16 protein-coding genes and 1 pseudogene are annotated in these 15,097 nt (G+C 71.9%); 9 read left to right on the top strand and 8 right to left on the bottom strand.

The window, feature by feature from the left end:
* Nucleotides 1–386 precede the first annotated feature (386 nt).
* The 4 genes and pseudogenes from ACIO3R_RS21555 to ACIO3R_RS21540 form a co-directional block, all read left to right on the top strand.
* Nucleotides 387–971: pseudogene (locus tag ACIO3R_RS21555) on the top strand (transposase family protein); the annotation flags it as partial.
* Nucleotides 972–1,113: 142 nt separating this feature from the next.
* Nucleotides 1,114–1,470, top strand: coding sequence for a transposase family protein (locus ACIO3R_RS21550; protein ID WP_402107829.1), 357 nt, complete (start codon nt 1,114–1,116; stop codon nt 1,468–1,470).
* 71 nt (nt 1,471–1,541) lie between these two features.
* Nucleotides 1,542–1,943 carry a hypothetical protein gene (locus ACIO3R_RS21545; RefSeq protein WP_402107791.1) on the top strand — a complete coding sequence of 134 codons (402 nt, stop codon included), beginning with the start codon at nt 1,542–1,544 and terminating at the stop codon, nt 1,941–1,943.
* 2 nt (nt 1,944–1,945) lie between these two features.
* Nucleotides 1,946–2,983: an NUDIX domain-containing protein gene (locus tag ACIO3R_RS21540; protein ID WP_385035942.1), complete on the top strand. Its 1,038-nt coding sequence runs from the start codon at nt 1,946–1,948 to the stop codon at nt 2,981–2,983.
* Here ACIO3R_RS21540 and ACIO3R_RS21535 read toward each other — a convergent pair.
* Entirely contained in the window at nt 2,942–3,652 is a 711-nt protein-coding gene (locus ACIO3R_RS21535; RefSeq protein WP_402107788.1) for an MBL fold metallo-hydrolase, read from the bottom strand. The genes ACIO3R_RS21540 and ACIO3R_RS21535 overlap by 42 nt on opposite strands.
* Before the next feature lie 117 nt (nt 3,653–3,769).
* On the bottom strand, nt 3,770–5,134 hold the full coding sequence (locus ACIO3R_RS21530; protein ID WP_402107785.1) for a dipeptidase: 1,365 nt from the start codon (nt 5,132–5,134) through the stop codon (nt 3,770–3,772).
* A 183-nt stretch (nt 5,135–5,317) separates the two neighbouring features.
* Here ACIO3R_RS21530 and ACIO3R_RS21525 point away from each other — a divergent pair, with 183 nt between their 5' ends.
* Complete coding sequence (locus ACIO3R_RS21525; protein WP_363021599.1) at nt 5,318–6,535, top strand: geranylgeranyl reductase family protein; 1,218 nt, start codon at nt 5,318–5,320, stop codon at nt 6,533–6,535.
* 102 nt (nt 6,536–6,637) lie between these two features.
* On the opposite strand, the gene ACIO3R_RS21520 is transcribed toward ACIO3R_RS21525, so the two are convergent.
* Complete coding sequence (locus tag ACIO3R_RS21520) at nt 6,638–7,090, bottom strand: nitroreductase/quinone reductase family protein (RefSeq protein ID WP_402107783.1); 453 nt, start codon at nt 7,088–7,090, stop codon at nt 6,638–6,640.
* A 128-nt stretch (nt 7,091–7,218) separates the two neighbouring features.
* On the opposite strand from ACIO3R_RS21520, the gene ACIO3R_RS21515 reads away from it, so the two are divergent.
* The 3 genes from ACIO3R_RS21515 to ACIO3R_RS21505 all read left to right on the top strand — a co-directional run bounded on the left by ACIO3R_RS21515 (nt 7,219) and on the right by ACIO3R_RS21505 (nt 10,144).
* A complete protein-coding gene (locus tag ACIO3R_RS21515; protein WP_385035924.1) occupies nt 7,219–7,968 on the top strand; it encodes a TetR/AcrR family transcriptional regulator in 750 nt (249 codons plus the stop codon).
* Between the two features lie 155 nt (nt 7,969–8,123).
* Entirely contained in the window at nt 8,124–9,482 is a 1,359-nt protein-coding gene (locus ACIO3R_RS21510; protein ID WP_402107779.1) for a sensor histidine kinase, read from the top strand.
* Nucleotides 9,479–10,144 (top strand): response regulator, encoded by a 666-nt coding sequence (locus ACIO3R_RS21505; protein ID WP_385346277.1) that lies wholly within the window; start codon nt 9,479–9,481, stop codon nt 10,142–10,144. The genes ACIO3R_RS21510 and ACIO3R_RS21505 overlap by 4 nt, the downstream gene beginning before the upstream one ends.
* Here ACIO3R_RS21505 and ACIO3R_RS21500 read toward each other — a convergent pair.
* From ACIO3R_RS21500 to ACIO3R_RS21485, 4 genes are all read right to left on the bottom strand, one after another.
* Nucleotides 10,105–10,419 carry a DUF6332 family protein gene (locus tag ACIO3R_RS21500; protein WP_402107776.1) on the bottom strand — a complete coding sequence of 105 codons (315 nt, stop codon included), beginning with the start codon at nt 10,417–10,419 and terminating at the stop codon, nt 10,105–10,107. The genes ACIO3R_RS21505 and ACIO3R_RS21500 overlap by 40 nt on opposite strands.
* Before the next feature lie 123 nt (nt 10,420–10,542).
* Entirely contained in the window at nt 10,543–11,298 is a 756-nt protein-coding gene (locus ACIO3R_RS21495) for a maleylpyruvate isomerase family mycothiol-dependent enzyme (RefSeq protein WP_402107773.1), read from the bottom strand.
* Nucleotides 11,299–11,318: 20 nt separating this feature from the next.
* The gene (locus ACIO3R_RS21490) at nt 11,319–11,690 is read right to left on the bottom strand and encodes an SCO4225 family membrane protein (RefSeq protein ID WP_385035930.1); all 372 of its coding nucleotides are present in this window, start codon (nt 11,688–11,690) and stop codon (nt 11,319–11,321) included.
* A gap of 67 nt (nt 11,691–11,757) precedes the next feature.
* Complete coding sequence (locus ACIO3R_RS21485; protein WP_402107770.1) at nt 11,758–12,987, bottom strand: MFS transporter; 1,230 nt, start codon at nt 12,985–12,987, stop codon at nt 11,758–11,760.
* 122 nt (nt 12,988–13,109) lie between these two features.
* Here ACIO3R_RS21485 and ACIO3R_RS21480 point away from each other — a divergent pair, with 122 nt between their 5' ends.
* Nucleotides 13,110–14,324 carry an ROK family protein gene (locus ACIO3R_RS21480; RefSeq protein WP_402107768.1) on the top strand — a complete coding sequence of 405 codons (1,215 nt, stop codon included), beginning with the start codon at nt 13,110–13,112 and terminating at the stop codon, nt 14,322–14,324.
* A gap of 188 nt (nt 14,325–14,512) precedes the next feature.
* On the opposite strand, the gene ACIO3R_RS21475 is transcribed toward ACIO3R_RS21480, so the two are convergent.
* On the bottom strand, nt 14,513–15,094 hold the full coding sequence (locus ACIO3R_RS21475; RefSeq protein WP_402107766.1) for a DUF4865 family protein: 582 nt from the start codon (nt 15,092–15,094) through the stop codon (nt 14,513–14,515).
* Between the last annotated feature and the right edge of the window lie 3 nt (nt 15,095–15,097).

Raw genomic sequence — 15,097 nt, 5'->3', positions numbered from 1 at the left:
CCTCGCGCATCGCGTATCTGCTGGCAGGGCTACCTGTCGAGATCCTCGGCTGGCTCCGTTCGGATTGCGTGATGCGCTGGCCGACACCGCCGCGGGTCTACGACCCCAAGGGCGGCCGACCGCCCAAGCACGGCGGCCAGTTCGTCTACGGCGACCCCGGCACCTGGAACGTCGAGCAGGTCCTGACGACCACGGACACCCGGCTTTACGGCAAGGCGACCGCGCAGGCGTGGGACCGGCTACATCCACGTCTGACCCGCCGGGCCGCATGGCTCGACCACGACGGACCTCTGCCCATCATCGAGGGAACCGTCATCCGTGGAAAAGGTGAACCTCCTGGTAGATGGGTTGTCGACCAAGATCAACCTGTCCGCCCGGAGCTTCACGTGCTTGTCTACCCATCGGGTATCGATCTGTCCAACTCGCCCCTGCGCTACCTGTCCGACCTGCTGAGAGCCCGGCGTCGTGAGCGCGGCACGCGCTGGCGCCGTCTGACCGCGGACCAACAGGCTCTGCTCGCGCTGGCCCATCTGCGCTGCGGGTACACGTACGCCCAGCTCGCCGCCGGCTTCGGGATCGGGCTGGCCACCGTCTACCGGTACATCACCGAGGCGGTTGAGGCCCTGGCCCGACCTTGCCCCCACTCTCCAGCAGGCCATGACCGTCGCCGCCAACAAGGCATTCGTGATCCTGGACGGCACCCTGCTGCACATCGACCGCATTGCCGCCGACCGCCCCTACTACGTTGGCAAGCACAAGCGCCACGGCATGAACGTCCAGGTCATCGCCGACGCGTTCGGACGCCTGCTCCGGGCCTCACCTGCCTTGCCAGGTGCCGTCCACGACATCAAGGCCGCCCGCACTCACGGCATCATCGAAGCGCTCACCCAAGCCGGCATTCGGACGTGGGCAGACAAGGGATGTCAGGGAGCTCAGGGGACGATCCAGGTACCTTACGGGGCCGCTGGAGCGTCCACGTGCACCGTCAACCACCTCGCCGATCTGTTACGGCGTCATCTGAAGACGATTCGGTCCCGGTTGTGGATCCTGCCGCCCGGGAGGATCGCGGTGATCGTCCTGGCCGTGCTGCGTCACGGCCAGCGCCTGGCCGACATGGCCGGTGAAACGGCGTGTCCGAGTCCACGTCTGCCGCTGGCGGGACGAGCTGATCGGGCTGCTCGCCGCCCAGGCCCCGCGCCTGGACCGGCCGACCTCGGCTTCCGCGGCCTGGACAACGACATCCTCGACCCCGTGATCGTCACCGGCTACGCCGCCAGCCGCACCCACAAACTCACCCCAGGCGAGAAGGAGGCCAACCGCGTCCTCGCCGTCGGACGCGCGCCGGTCGAGCACGGCTTCGCCCACCTCAAGAACTGGAGGATCCTCACCAAGCTCCGCACCGACCCCGCCCGCGCCACCCAGCTCCTGCGCGCCCTGCTCGTCTTGACGAACCTCGAAGTCAACCGCTGACGGATGATCTTCGCCGTGGGCCCCCGCCCGCGACCAGCACGAGTACCCGGAGGACCGGTCACACCAGTCCTTTGACCTGCGACTTCAAGTTGGCGGAGGCTCACTGCCGGTCCTCCCACGACCGGATCCCCTGCCGGCCCAGCGACCGACGACGGGTCTCCAACCTGCTCTTCCCCGGCGCCTGCCAGTCGGTCCAGATGGAGCGCCGCCGCGCCGACCGCGAGACCGCCGAGGTCACCATCGCCGCTGTCTATGCGGTCACCGGTCGGTATGAGCTGCCCGGTGTGGAGAGCACCTACAGCGAGGTGACGATCGCAATGGAGGAGCGGATCGTTGGGTATCCCCAGGAGGTGTGGGAGACGGAAGTGGTGGGAGCCGGGCTGTGGACACCGCCTTTTCCCATCCGTCTCCCGGACGATCCCGCGAAATCCACTCCGCCGCTGTTCAGCGGCCTTCCCATCCTGGAGTACTAGTGATTGTCGTCTGGATCAACGGTGCGTTCAGCGCGGGGAAGACCAGCGCCGCGCGCGAACTGATCGATCTGATCCCGAACAGCACCTTCTACGACCCGGAACTGACCGGCGCGGGGCTGCGGTACCTGCTGCCCCAGAAGAAGCTCGCCGAGGTGACCGACTTCCAGGACCTGCCGATCTGGCGGCGCATGGTGGTGGAGACCGCGGCGGCCCTGCTCGCCGAGCTCGGTGGGGTACTGGTGGTGCCGATGACGCTGCTGCGACAGGAGTATCGCGACGAGATCTTCGGAGGGCTCGCCGCCCGGCGCATTCCGGTGCGCCATGTGCTGCTCTCACCTGAGGAAACGATCCTGCGAAAGCGGATCGCCGACCGAGTCGAAGCCGAGGACGATCCCGAACGCAGCGAACAGGTCAGGCAGTGGGCGTACGAGCACATCGGGCCCTACCGCTCGGCGCTCGACTGGATCACCGGGGACGCCCACACCATAGACAACAGCGCGCTCACCCCGCGGGAGACCGCCGAACTGATATCCGAGGCCCTGCACACGGGGGCGGCGCCGGCCTGCGAGATCGTGCAGACACCCGATCCGACCGCGGAGACCGTCGCGGCCGGGGTGCTGCTCTTCGACGAGGATGGCCGGTTCCTGCTCGTCGACCCCACCTACAAGCCGGGCTGGGAGTTCCCCGGCGGCATCGTGGAGTCCGGCGAGGCACCGGCGCAGGCCGGGATCAGGGAGGTCGCAGAGGAGATAGGGATACAGCTCGCCCGGGTGCCGAAACTGCTCGTCATCGACTGGGAGGCGCCCGAGCCGCCCGGATACGGCGGACTGCGGCTGCTCTTCGACGGGGGTCTGCTGCCGGGGCGGGATGCCGGGCGGCTGACGCTGCCCGGCTCCGAACTGCGCGGCTGGCGGTTCGTCACCGAGGCGGAGGCGGCCACCATGCTGCCGCCCACCCGGTACGAACGGCTGCGCTGGGCGCTGCGGGCCCGCGAACAGTCAGCCGTGTTCAATCTGGAGGCCGGAGTCCCGGTCGGCTGAGGCACGCAGTACCGCGGCGGTGCCGACGGTGACGGGATCACCGTGTCCGAAGCAGACCGTGGCCGGTTCCAGCGCCGCCAGCCGCTGGAACGAGGCCACGGCCTGCTCGCGGTCGATGTTGAAGACGCCCAGCATGACCTGTCCCGCACGGGCCACGCAGTCCCCGGTGAACAGCACCCCGTGCGCGGGGAGATGGATCCCGATGGAACCCGGGGTGTGGCCGGGCGAGTGGATCACCCGGGCACCGCCGCCGAAGTCGATCGTCGAGCCGTCGGAGAGCTCGCGGTCGACCCGGGTCGCAGGGGCCACCGGAACGGTCAGCCCGTGCTCGTACAACGGAACCTCCCAGTCGAGCAGCACCGGGTCGCCGACCTCCTCCTCGCCCCGGATCACCGGGGCGTCGAGTCGGTGTGCCAGGATCTCGGCGCCGTGGCGGTCGGCGAGTTCCTGGGCGGCGCCGTAGTGGTCGCGATGGCCGTGGGTGATGACGATGCGGGAGATGCGGGCGGGGTCCAGGCCGAGGCCGCGCACCGCGTTCTCGATGGCGGGCGCGGCGTTGATGTCGCCCGCGTCGATCAGGGTCAGCTCCGCCCCGTCGCGCCAGAGGTACGCCTGACCGATCCGGAAACGGAACATGTGGAGCTGGGGAAGTACTTCGACGAGATCCATGCGCCGAACGTACGCAGCGGCGCACGTCCGCCACGTGGATCTACGCTCTGCGCGTGCTTCGCTCAACGCGTAGCGGCGGCGGGCCGGGGCCGGCCCGCCGGGCCGCGTGCGGTCCGCTCAGACCTTCTTGGAGGCGGCGTAGTTCTGCAGGAACAGCGCCTCGGCCACCGACATCCGCTCCAGCTCCTCGGGCGACACGCTCTCGTTCACCGCGTGGATCTGCGCCTCGGGCTCACTCAGCCCGATCAGCAGGATCTCCGCCTCCGGGTACAGCGTCGCGAGCGCGTTGCAGAGGGGGATCGAGCCGCCCATGCCGGAGGACTGCATCTCCTGTCCGGGGTACGCGGCCCGCATGGCGTCCGCCATCGCCGTGTACGCCGGGCTGGACACGTCGGCGCGGAACGGCTGCCCCTGGCCGACCTGCTCGACCGATACCCGGGCGCCCCACGGGGCGTGCGACCGCAGATGCGCGGTGAGCAGCTTCGTCGCGTCGTCGGCGTCGACGCCCGGCGGCACCCGAAGGCTTATCTGTGCCCGCGCGGCGGCCTGCACCGAGGGCGTCGCGCCGACGACCGGCGGGCAGTCGATGCCGATCACCGTGACGGCCGGCCGCGCCCAGATCCGGTCCGCGACCGTACTCGTGCCGATGAGCCCGACCCCGTCGAGGACCTTCGCGTCCTTGCGGAACTCGGCCTCGGGGTACTGGAGGCCGTCCCACTTCGCGTCGGTGGTGAGTCCGTCGACGGTCGTCGTGCCGTCCTCGGCGCGCAGCGACGCGAGCAACTGGATCATCGCGGCCAGCGCGTCGGGCGCCGCGCCGCCGAACTGCCCGGAGTGCAGGTTCCCTTCGAGGGTGTCGAGCCGGACCCGCAGCATCGTCATCCCGCGCAGGGTCGAGGTGACCGTGGGCAGACCGACCCGGAAGTTGCCGGTGTCGCCGATCACGACGGTGTCGGCGGCGAGCAGCTCCGGGTGCGCCTGCGCGTACTGCTCCAGGCCTCCGGTGCCCTGCTCCTCCGAGCCCTCGGCGATCACCTTCACGGAGACCGGCACCCCGCCGTTCGCCTTGAGGGCGCGCAGCGCGAGGAGGTGCATGACGAGGCCGCCCTTGCAGTCGGCCGAGCCCCGGCCGTACCAGCGGCCGTCACGTTCCGTCAGCTCGAAGGGCGGGGACAGCCAGGCGGACTCGTCGAGCGGCGGCTGCACGTCGTAGTGCGCGTACAGCAGCACGGTGGGTGCCCCGGCGGGACCGGGCAGGAAGCCGTAGACGGACCGGCTGCCGTCCGGGGTGTCGAGCAGGGCGACGTCCTGGAAGTCCTCGGCGCGCAGCGCCCCGGCGACCCACTCGGCGGCGGCGTCGCACTCGCTCCTCGGGTACACCGCGGGATCCGCCACCGACTGGAAGGCCACCAGCTCGGCGAGCTCCGCCTTGGCGCGGGGCATCAGTGAGGCGATGGTCTCGGAAATCGGATGGCCGGTCATGGGCACGCTCCTAGCAGGTGCGACGTTATGTGTACGAATCCGTGTACTTGAACGCCGCGAATGCGGCGTTGTGGTTACGACGGAGGCACGGCCGATCCTCCCACAGCAGGGGGCGGGCGGAACGCGCCGTAGGATGCCGTGAGCAGCTTGGGCCACTGGTCGGATCGGGAGCAGAAGCACATCGTGAGCAGCGAGAACGCAGACGCCGGACATGAGCACGAAGAGTCGTCCGTGTGGGATGTCGTCGTAGTCGGCGCCGGACCGGCGGGAGCCTCCGCGGCATACGCGGCGGCGGTCGCCGGCCGTCGGGTGCTGCTGCTGGAGAAGGCGGAACTGCCCCGCTACAAAACATGCGGCGGTGGCATCATCGGGTATTCGCGTGATTCGCTGCCGCCCGGATTCGAACTGCCCTTGCGGGACCGGATCCACGCGGTCACGTTCTCGCTGAACGGCAGGCTCGCGCGGACCCGCCGCTCCAAGCGCATGCTCTTCGGGCTGATCAACCGCCCCGAGTTCGACGCGGGCCTGGTCGAGGAGGCGCAGAAGGCCGGAGCCGAACTGCGCACCGGCGCGACGGTGTCCCGGGTGGAGCAGCACGGCGCCGCGGTGCCGGACCGGCGCACGGTCGCGGTCGTGCTGTCCGGCGGCGAGACCGTCCTGGCCCGTGCGGTGGTCGGCGCGGACGGCAGTGCCGGGCGGATAGGCGCCCACGTCGGGGTGAAGCTCGACCAGGTGGACCTGGGCCTGGAGGCGGAGATCCCCGTTCCGCAGACGGTCGCGGAGGACTGGGCCGGCCGGGTGCTGATCGACTGGGGTCCCATGCCGGGGAGTTACGGCTGGGTCTTCCCCAAGGGCGACACGCTGACGGTCGGGGTGATCTCGGCGCGCGGCGACGGCGGCGGCACCAAGAGGTACTTGGAGGACTTCGTCGCACGGCTCGGTCTGGCCGGCTTCGAGCCGAAGATCTCCTCCGGCCATCTGACGCGCTGCCGCAGCGACGACTCGCCGCTGTCGCGCGGCCGGGTCCTGGTGTGCGGTGACGCGGCCGGTCTGCTGGAGCCGTGGACCCGTGAGGGCATCTCGTTCGCGCTGCGTTCGGGGCGGCTCGCGGGGGAGTGGGCGGTCCGGGTCGCGGAGTCGCACGACGCCGTGGACGCCCGTCGCCAGGCTCTCAACTACGCCTTCGCCATCAAGGCCGGGCTTGGTGTCGAGATGAGCGTGGGACGGCGCATGCTGAAGCTCTTCGAGCGCCGCCCGGGTCTGCTGCACGCGGTGCTGACGGGATTCCGTCCCGCGTGGAACGCGTTCGCGGGGATCACCCGGGGAACGACCTCGCTGGCCGAGCTGGTCCGTTCGCATCCGCTGGCGCAGCGGGCCCTGTCGACGATGGACCGCAAGTAACCACCGCCGCTGCCCGCCGGATCGGCGGGCGTCCGGCCGGATCCGGCAGTCCCGGGGTCCGGCCGAGGCGGTGCGGGGGAGGGGTCCGGCGGGGCCGGCCGCTCAGCTCTCGACGGTGATCCGGAAGACGGGGTGGTCGGGGCAGGCCGCGAGGAGTTCGGCGTCCGTGGACTTCGCTGTGATGCCCTTGAAGTACTGGTTGACCTCCCAGCCCCAGCGCTTCAGGTAGGCGCGGACGACGACCACCTTGTGCTCGTCGTCCGCGATCTCCACGGCGGTGAAGGCGCGGTTGCTGCGGCCCTTGCGCAGTTCTCCGCCGCCGGCGGCCCGCATGTTGCGCACCCACTGAGAGTGGCCGCGGGCCGAGACCAGGTACTGCGCGCCCTCGTAGGTGTGCGGGTTGACGGGGATGCGCTGCATCTGGCCGCTCTTGCGTCCGCGGACCGACATCTCCTGCGTGCCGAGCAGGCTGACACCGTGCCGGGCGAGGCGGCCGACGAAGCTGTTCAGGCGGACGGTGAGCGGGCTTCCCTGAAGGTAGTAGGCCTGCGACATGATGATCCCCACTGCTTGGGAGAGCGGTGCTCTCGCTTGAGATCAGTGTGCGCGAGAGTGATGCTCAAAAGCAAGAGCACCGCTCTCGTTATTGGTCGCCGCTCTGCTCGCGTGGCAGACTGAGATTCATGAGCGCTATCCGAGGAGCCAGGGAACGGGCCCGTATCGAGGTCACCGCCGCCATCAAGGACGAGGCGCGCAGGCAGCTCGCTGCCGAGGGAGCCGCGAAACTCTCGCTGCGCGCGGTGGCGCGCGAGCTCGGCATGGTCTCCTCCGCGCTCTACCGCTACTTCCCCAGCCGCGACGAACTGCTCACGGCCCTCATCGTCGATGCGTACGACTCCGTGGGCGAGGTCGCCGAGAGCGCGGGACGGACCGGAGCCCCGGGCCCGTCGGAGCCCGCGGCCCACCTGGCACGCTGGGTCGCGGTCGCCTGCGCCGTACGCGGCTGGGCACTTGCGCACCCCCATGAGTACGCCCTGATCTACGGTTCGCCGGTGCCCGGCTACACCGCGCCGCAGGCGACCGTCGGCCCCGCGTCACGCGTCGGCCGCGTCCTCATCGCCGTCGTCGAGGACGCCCACCGCGAGGCCGGGCTCGCGGTGCCGCCGCTCGCCGCGGAGCTGCGTCCCGAGGCCGAGAGGCTCGCCGCCGACCTGGCCATCGGCCTGCCCCCCGAGGTCGCCGTATCGATTGTCGCCGCCTGGGCGCAGCTGTTCGGACTGGTGTCCTTCGAGGTCTTCGGCCAGTTCAACCGGGTCGTGGAGGCCAGGGATGTCTTCTTCCGCCATGCCGCGGAAGAGCTGGCCCGTACGGTCGGCCTGCTGGGCACCGCACGCCGCGGCGGCACCGGCACGGCGGCCCGGGCACGGCGCTGAGGACGCGCCGCGCCGCGCCGCGGGCGCACCTGATCCCCGGCCGCCTCCCTCGCCGGACCTCCGCGCCCCCGCTCCTCCCCGTTCGCCGTACTCCACAGGGAGTACGGGGGATCACCACGCCCGGCGGACGCCCGCGCGGTGGTCCGCGGTCTAGCGTGGCCGGCATGGAAGAGCAGCGCTCACAGCCAGGCGGCGGTCCCCCTGGTGAACAGGGCGGACCACCGCGGCGACGGCCCTGGGCGCACGGGGAACCGGACGGCGCGACGACGGGCTACCGCGGCCCCGGCCCGCCCTGGAGCCGCGGTGAGCCGCCGCGCTGGCTGACCGGAGTGCGCGCGCGGTCCGCCGGCCGTCTGCCCTGGCTGTCGACCCTGCTGCTCGGCGTCGTCGTCATGGCCGGATCGAGCATCGCGGCCCACGGCCAGCTCGGCGAGAAGGCCCCGCTGGACCTCTTCGCCCGGCTGCTGCTCCTCGTCTCCGTGGCCGTGCTCCTGCTGCGCCACCGCCACCCCGTCGTGGCCGTCTTCGTGAGTTCGGCCGCGGCGATGGTCTATCTCGGTGCCGGATACCCGTACGGACCGGTCTTCCTGGCCGTCGCCGTGGGCTGCTTCAGTGCCGTCGTCGCCGGACACCGCGGGGCCGCGTGGTCGGCGGTCGGCATGGTGTGGCTGGGGCATCTCCTGGTCGCCCACTGGCTCTACCCCTGGCTGCCTCCCTCCGGCGACTCGGCCCCGCCCTGGGGGCAGGAAGTCGGGGTCGCCGCCTGGGTGGTGGCCATCGTCGCCGCCGCGGAGTTCGTCCGCGTACGCCGTGAACAGTGGGCCGCCCAGCGGATGGAGCGGGCGACCGCGGAGAAACGGCGGGCCGACGAGGAGCGCCTGCGGATGGCCCGGGAGCTCCACGACGTCCTCGCGCACAGCATCTCCGTCATCAACGTCCAGGCGGGGGTCGGCCTCGCCCTGCTCGACTCCGACCCCGAACAGGCCCGCACGGCGCTCACCACCATCAAGGCCGCCAGCAAGGAGGCGCTCGGCGAGGTCAGACAGGTCCTCGACACGCTGCGCACCCCCGGGGACGCGCCCAGGACGCCGGCGCCCGGACTCGACCGGCTGCCCGAACTGGTGGAGCAGGCCGCGAGCGCCGGCCTGACCGTCACCGTCACGGCGGACGGAGCACGCGGCGCCGTGCCGCCCGGCGCGGACCTGGCCGCGTTCCGGATCGTGCAGGAGGCGCTGACCAATGTGGTGCGGCACTCCGGCTCGCGTACCGCGGAGGTCCGGATCGGTTACGAGCCGGGCCGCGTCCGGCTCCGTATCGACGACCGGGGACCGGCCACCGGCACGGACGCCGGGGGCAGCGGCAACGGGCTGGCGGGCATGCGGGAGCGGGCCGCGGCGCTGGGTGGCACGATCGAGGCGGGGACCCGCCCCGACGGCGGTTTCCGGGTACGCGCCGAACTCCCCCTGCCGGCCGGCGGGACCGGCGGGGCACCGCACCAGAAGGAGACACCGTGATTCGCGTACTGCTCGCCGATGACCAGCTGCTGGTCCGGGCGGGATTCCGGGCGCTCCTGGACGCCCAGCCGGACATCGAGGTCGCCGGCGAGGCCGCCGACGGCGAGGAGGCCGTCCGCCTGGTGCGCGAACTGCGGCCGGACACCGTGCTGATGGACATCCGGATGCCGCGTCTCGACGGCCTCGCCGCGACCCGCGCGATCACCGAGGACCCCGCGCTGAACGGGGTGAAGGTGGTCATGCTCACCACCTTCGAACTCGACGAGTACGTCTTCGAGGCGATCCGTTCCGGAGCCTCCGGCTTTCTGGTGAAGGACACCGAGCCGGAAGAGCTGCTGCGGGCCGTCCGGGCGGTGGTCGCAGGTGACGCGCTGCTGTCCCCGGGCGTCACCCGCCGCCTGATCGCCGAGTTCGCGGCCCGCTCCAAGGAGCCCGCGGCCGCGACGGGCCTGAGCGAACTGACGGAACGGGAACGGGAGGTGATGGCCCTGGTCGGCATAGGCCTCTCCAATGAGGAGATCGCCCGCCGGCTCGTCGTCAGCCCGCTCACGGCCAAGACCCATGTGAGCCGCACCATGGTGAAGCTCGGTGCCCGCGACCGGGCCCAACTGGTCGTGCTCGCCTACGAGTCGGGACTCGTACGCCCCGGCTGGCTGGGCTGAACCGGCGTCGGCGGACCACCTGGCCCGATCTCGACAGCGGCGTCCCGGCGGCCGAACCGCCACAGCACGTCGACGACACGCCCCACGAGGACGAGCCCGGCCACGCCGGCCGCGATCATCAACAGCGCGGAGCGCGGGCCGCCGTGCGGTGCGAGGAACACGGTGGGGACGCAGACCACGATGAACGCCCCGGCGGCCATCAGGGCTCCGGTCAGCACGGCGAAGCCGATCTCGACGGTCATGGCGTCCCGGTCGGCCTGGCTTCGGTGTCCCATGCCCGCAGTGTCACAGGAGCGGTGACAGCGGACAACCCCACCCGTACGGGTACGGGTGGGCCGCAGGGATGTCCCGCCCCCGAACGCGAACCGACGCCCCCGTCCGCTGAAGGGGGCGTCGGCTCAGGACCAGGTGACCGCGGAGTTCTCGCGCCACAGCCGGGCGAGAGCCGGGTCGCCGGTCACGGTGAGGGCGGTGAGGGGCAGCCGGTTCCAGAGCGAGAGACAGAGCTCCTGGGCGGTGCCGCTCAACTCGCAGTCCACGCCGCGGTCCTTCGGTGCCCCGGCCCCGCGCACGGCCCGCGGCGGCTCGGCCGAGAGCTGTACGGTCCAGACCGTGCCGGTGTCCGTGGCCCGCACCCGCAGCGTGCGGGGCACCTCGGTACGCAGTCGGCTCTTCTGGCGGGTGTGGAACCCGCGGAGCAGTTCGTCGACGCCGTCCACGGCGTGCGGGGCCGCCACGGGGGACAGCGCACCGCCGCGTGCGGACTCCGCGTCCACCCGGTGGATCGTGGTCTCGTGCGCCTGCCGCCGCGCCCAGAAGGCGAGCGGCGACGGCGCGGCGAAGAAGGTCCAGCACGCCACGTCCGGCGGCGCGCTGTCCAGGACGTCCACCAGCCGGCTGTGTCCCTCACGGAACCGGCCGAGCAGCTCGGGCCCGTCCAGGGCGGGCTCCCCTGCGTCGGGGACGTACGTGGTGTGTCCCTCGGCCACGAAGGCGGCCGCCCAGGTGTGGACCATCGCGGTGTGCCGGAGCAGGTCCCGCACCCGCCAACCCGGGCACGTCGGCACGGGAGCCCCGGTTCCGGCCTCCTGCGCGGCTTCCGCCAGCAACTGACCTTCGGAAGCAAGGGTGTTGATGTGCTCCGCGATTTCCATGACAGGGATTGTGCCAGTGGTCAGACGCCCTGGGGGTGAGCGGAACGCGTCCGCCCGGCACCGCCGCGCAACAGGCGTACGAACCAGCCGAGGACGAATGACTGCACCAGCACGGACACCGCCAGGGCCAGGTACATGTACCAGTCGGGCCCGGCCGCCTCCGTACCCCACATCGAGCTGCCGAGGAGGAAGACGAACACGGTGGGCGCCGCCAGGAAGAAGAGCCAGACCCCGGCGAACGAGGCGTCCTCATGGGCGACGAACAGGGTGTCCACGGTGACGAACACGGCAGTGGCCGCCACCACTCCCAGATAGATCAGTGAGGCGGCGTTGCCGAAGGCCAGATGTGCGATTGAGCGAAGGTGCTGCTTGGTCATGACCGGCTCGTTCATCGTTGCTCCCCGTTGGTGGCTGACTTCTCCATCGTGCGTCCGGGGAACCGTTTCTGCCTGAGTACTCCTACTCACTCGCTCCTGTGTGTGCCACGTTGCGGGCGCCGTACCCCAGCGCCGCCGCCGCTGCCGCCAGCAGGGCCACCGTGGTGAGCGCCGCCGGCAGCGAGAACCAGTCGGTCAGGAAGCCGATCGCGGGCGGTCCGAGGAGCATTCCGCCGTATCCGAGCGTGGAGGCCGCGGCCACTCCGCCTGGACCCGCCAGCTCGCCGGCCCTGCTGACCGCTACGGGGAAGATATTGGCCAGGCCGAGCCCGGTGACGGCGAACCCGAGGAGCGCGAGCCAGGTGGTCGGGGCGAGCGAACCGAGCAGCATGCCCGCCGCGGCGGTGCCGCCGCCCGCGACCAGGGTCCGGGTCTGGCCGAGCCGTTCGAGGAGCGCCGTGCCGCTGAGCCTGCCCGCCGTCATGGCCATGGCGAACAGCGAGTAGCCCGCTGCCGCGATTCCGGGGTGGGCGTGCAGATCCTGTTCCAGGTGGAGCGCGCCCCAGTCGGCCAGGGCGCCCTCGCCGTACGCCGTGCAGAGCGCGATCATGCCGAAGAGCAGCACCACGCGGCGCGCCCGTCCGTCCAGGCGCTTGGGGCGTTCCGTGCTCGCGGCCGCCTCCGCCGCGGGCTTCGCGACCGTGTGCCGCAGCAGCACCGGGCCCGCGACGGCCGTCACCAGCAGTCCGAATCCGGTCAGGAGGAGGAGATGTGTCGCGGGCGAGAGGCCACCGGCCACCAGCCCGCCGAGCCCGGCACCGACCATGCCGCCGAGGCTGAAGGCGGCATGGAAACTGGGCATCACGGGGCGCCGCAGGGCGGTGACCAGATCCACCGCGGCGCTGTTCATCGCCACGTTCGTCCCGCCGTACGCGGCACCGAACACCAACAGCACCAGGCCGAGCGAGAGTGCCGAATGGGTCTGCGCGGGCAGCGCGATGCTGAGCGGGAGCAGCACTCCGCACACCACGGTCACCGTGTGGCTGCCGAAGCGGTGGCAGAGCCTGCCGGTGAGCATCATGGTGATCACGGCGCCGGCGGATACGCCGAGGAGTGCGAGGCCGAGGGTGGCGGCCGAGGCGCCGGTCTGCTGCTTGATGGCCGGGATACGGACCACCCAGCCGGCGAAGAGGAACCCGTCGAGGGCGAAGAACACGGTCAGCGCGGTACGGAGACGGGAGGACGAGGGTGGGGCGGGGTTGCCGCCCGGTCCCCCCGGCAGGGCCGTCCGCAGTTTGTTTAGTTGCGGCACAAAGTCAGCATAGAGGCCCGCCGACAACGGGCGCAAGACGGCCGACGGCCGGGTCCGCGCAAGGGGGGAACCCGGCCACCACGGCGTCCGCAACACCTCCGGATCATGGGAGACTCGCCCCCATGAACGGCAAGGTGACCACCACCCGGACGAAGTTGGAGAGGGGCCGCAGCGCGCTCGGGCCCGCGCTGGAACTGGTCCATACCGGACGAGCGCCCACCCGTGCGGTCCTCACCTCCGAGCTCGGTGTCACCCGTGCCACGGCAGGCGCGGTCGCCGCGGAGCTGGAGGCGCTCGGCCTGATCAGGGTGGACTCCAGCCCCGGTTCGGCCGCGGGCTCGCAGGGGCGCCCCTCGCACCGGCTGGCGGTGCGGGAGTCCGGGCCGGTGGCCCTCGCGGCCCAGGTCCACGCGGACGGCTTCCGGGCCGCGCTGGTCGGACTCGGCGGCCGGCTCGTGGCGACCGCCCCGGGATGCGTCACCATCACGGCGGACCCGGCGCAGGTCATCGGCGAAGTCGTGGACGACTGTGCCCGGTTGCTGCGGGACAGCGGGCTGCGGTGCGTCGGGGCGGGGCTCGCCGTGCCGTCCGCGGTCGCCGAGCCGGAGGGCACCGCCCTCAACCCGCTCCACATCGCCTGGCCCGCGGGCGCCCCGGTCCGCGAGATCTTCGCCACATGCGTCCGCGAAGCGGGCATCGCGGGACCGGCGTTCACCGGCAACGACGTCAACCTCGCCGCACTCGCCGAGCACCGCCACGGGGCCGGGCGCGGCGCGCAGCACCTGCTCTGCGTGGCCACCGGACACCGTGGTGTCGGCGGGGCGCTCGTCCTGGACGGCCGTCTGCACAGCGGGAGTTCGGGGCTGGCCCTGGAGGTCGGCCATCTCACGGTGAACCCGGAGGGCCGGCCCTGCCACTGCGGCGGCCGCGGCTGCCTCGACGTCGAGACCGACCCGCTCGCCTTCCTCACGGCGGCCGGGCGCGCGCCCGGCCCGGAGGAGTCGCTCCTCAAGCAGTCCGGGGACCTGCTGCGCAACGAGTACGACGACATGGCGGTGCGCGTCGCCGCGGAGGAGCTGATCGACCGGCTGGGCCTCGGTCTCGCCGGGCTCGTCAACATCCTCAACCCGGACCGGATCATCCTCGGCGGACTGCACCGCGCGCTGCTCGACGCCGACCCGGAACGGCTGCGGGCCGTGGTCGCCGACCGCAGCCTGTGGGGACGCAGCGGCAGTGTGCCGATCCTGCCCTGCACCCTCGACCACAACAGCCTGGTCGGCGCGGCGGAGCTGGCCTGGCAGCCGGTGCTGGACGACCCGCTGGGCGCGCTCGCCTGAGGGAGGGGTGGAGGGTGCCGTCCGGCGAGCGGCCGAGATGCCCGGGGATCACCCGCTGCGGCGCCACGTCCAGCTCCCCGCACCGCGGATCCAGTACGTCGCCGGCGGTGCCCAGCTCCAGATGGACGGCGGTCGGCGCGCCCGTGCACGCACCGGCGGGGACGTCCCCGGGAACGGTGCGGACGCCGCTACCACTGGCGCCCCTCCCCGAGGTCTCCGCGCCCCGGCCGGCTGAGGTGGAGCACCTCGAAGCGCTCGCCGGGCTCCTCCGGCGCGAGACGGTCCCAGAGCGTGAAGTGGACCAGCTCCCAGCCGCGGGGGTCGACGGCGAGCGCCGTGGCGACCGCGCCCGGAGCCTTCGCGAGCCGGCTGGTCTCCTCCAGGGCGGCTCCCACCGCGTCCGCCGGAGCGGCCGATGCCGGAACGGGTGCGCGGCGGCGGGTGGCCGTGCGCGGGAGCGCGGCCGACGAGGGCCCCTCCTCGTAAGAGAGCCCGGCCCAGTGCTGTACCTCGGGCCGCCCGAAGTCCCGCACGATGCCCTGGAATCCGGGGCCCCAGAGGAAGGAGTTCATACCCTCGGGTGTCGCCCACAGATAGAACGGCGCGTACTGGTTGACCGGCGAGTTCTCGCCGCGCTCCCGGATCAGGTAGGCCTTGATGCCGAGTCCGGGGAAGTCGTCCAGGAGGGGGCCCTTGGCCGCCACCCGGTCACGGATGACGCCCATGTCGTAGTCGGCGGGAAGGGTGATCTCGTACTGCATGGCGTGCATGGT

Origin of the sequence: Streptomyces sp. NPDC087428, from assembly GCF_044744085.1 — a bacterium.
In the GTDB taxonomy this organism is placed as follows: Bacteria; Actinomycetota; Actinomycetes; order Streptomycetales; family Streptomycetaceae; genus Streptomyces.
Note: the sequence above shows the minus strand (reverse complement) of the source record. Positions and strands in the feature narration are given on the sequence as shown.

What these genes read in the sequence shown, in the direction of transcription:
- ACIO3R_RS21500 (WP_402107776.1), bottom strand. Translation starts at nt 10,419, where the DNA reads ATGGGACACCGAAGCCAGGCCGACCGGGACGCCATGACCGTCGAGATC.
- ACIO3R_RS21480 (WP_402107768.1), top strand. Translation starts at nt 13,110, where the DNA reads ATGAACGGCAAGGTGACCACCACCCGGACGAAGTTGGAGAGGGGCCGC.
- ACIO3R_RS21530 (WP_402107785.1), bottom strand. Translation starts at nt 5,134, where the DNA reads ATGACCGGCCATCCGATTTCCGAGACCATCGCCTCACTGATGCCCCGC.
- ACIO3R_RS21475 (WP_402107766.1), bottom strand. Translation starts at nt 15,094, where the DNA reads ATGCACGCCATGCAGTACGAGATCACCCTTCCCGCCGACTACGACATG.
- ACIO3R_RS21515 (WP_385035924.1), top strand. Translation starts at nt 7,219, where the DNA reads ATGAGCGCTATCCGAGGAGCCAGGGAACGGGCCCGTATCGAGGTCACC.
- ACIO3R_RS21535 (WP_402107788.1), bottom strand. Translation starts at nt 3,652, where the DNA reads ATGGATCTCGTCGAAGTACTTCCCCAGCTCCACATGTTCCGTTTCCGG.
- ACIO3R_RS21490 (WP_385035930.1), bottom strand. Translation starts at nt 11,690, where the DNA reads ATGAACGAGCCGGTCATGACCAAGCAGCACCTTCGCTCAATCGCACAT.
- ACIO3R_RS21520 (WP_402107783.1), bottom strand. Translation starts at nt 7,090, where the DNA reads ATGTCGCAGGCCTACTACCTTCAGGGAAGCCCGCTCACCGTCCGCCTG.
- ACIO3R_RS21550 (WP_402107829.1), top strand. Translation starts at nt 1,114, where the DNA reads ATGGCCGGTGAAACGGCGTGTCCGAGTCCACGTCTGCCGCTGGCGGGA.
- ACIO3R_RS21495 (WP_402107773.1), bottom strand. Translation starts at nt 11,298, where the DNA reads ATGGAAATCGCGGAGCACATCAACACCCTTGCTTCCGAAGGTCAGTTG.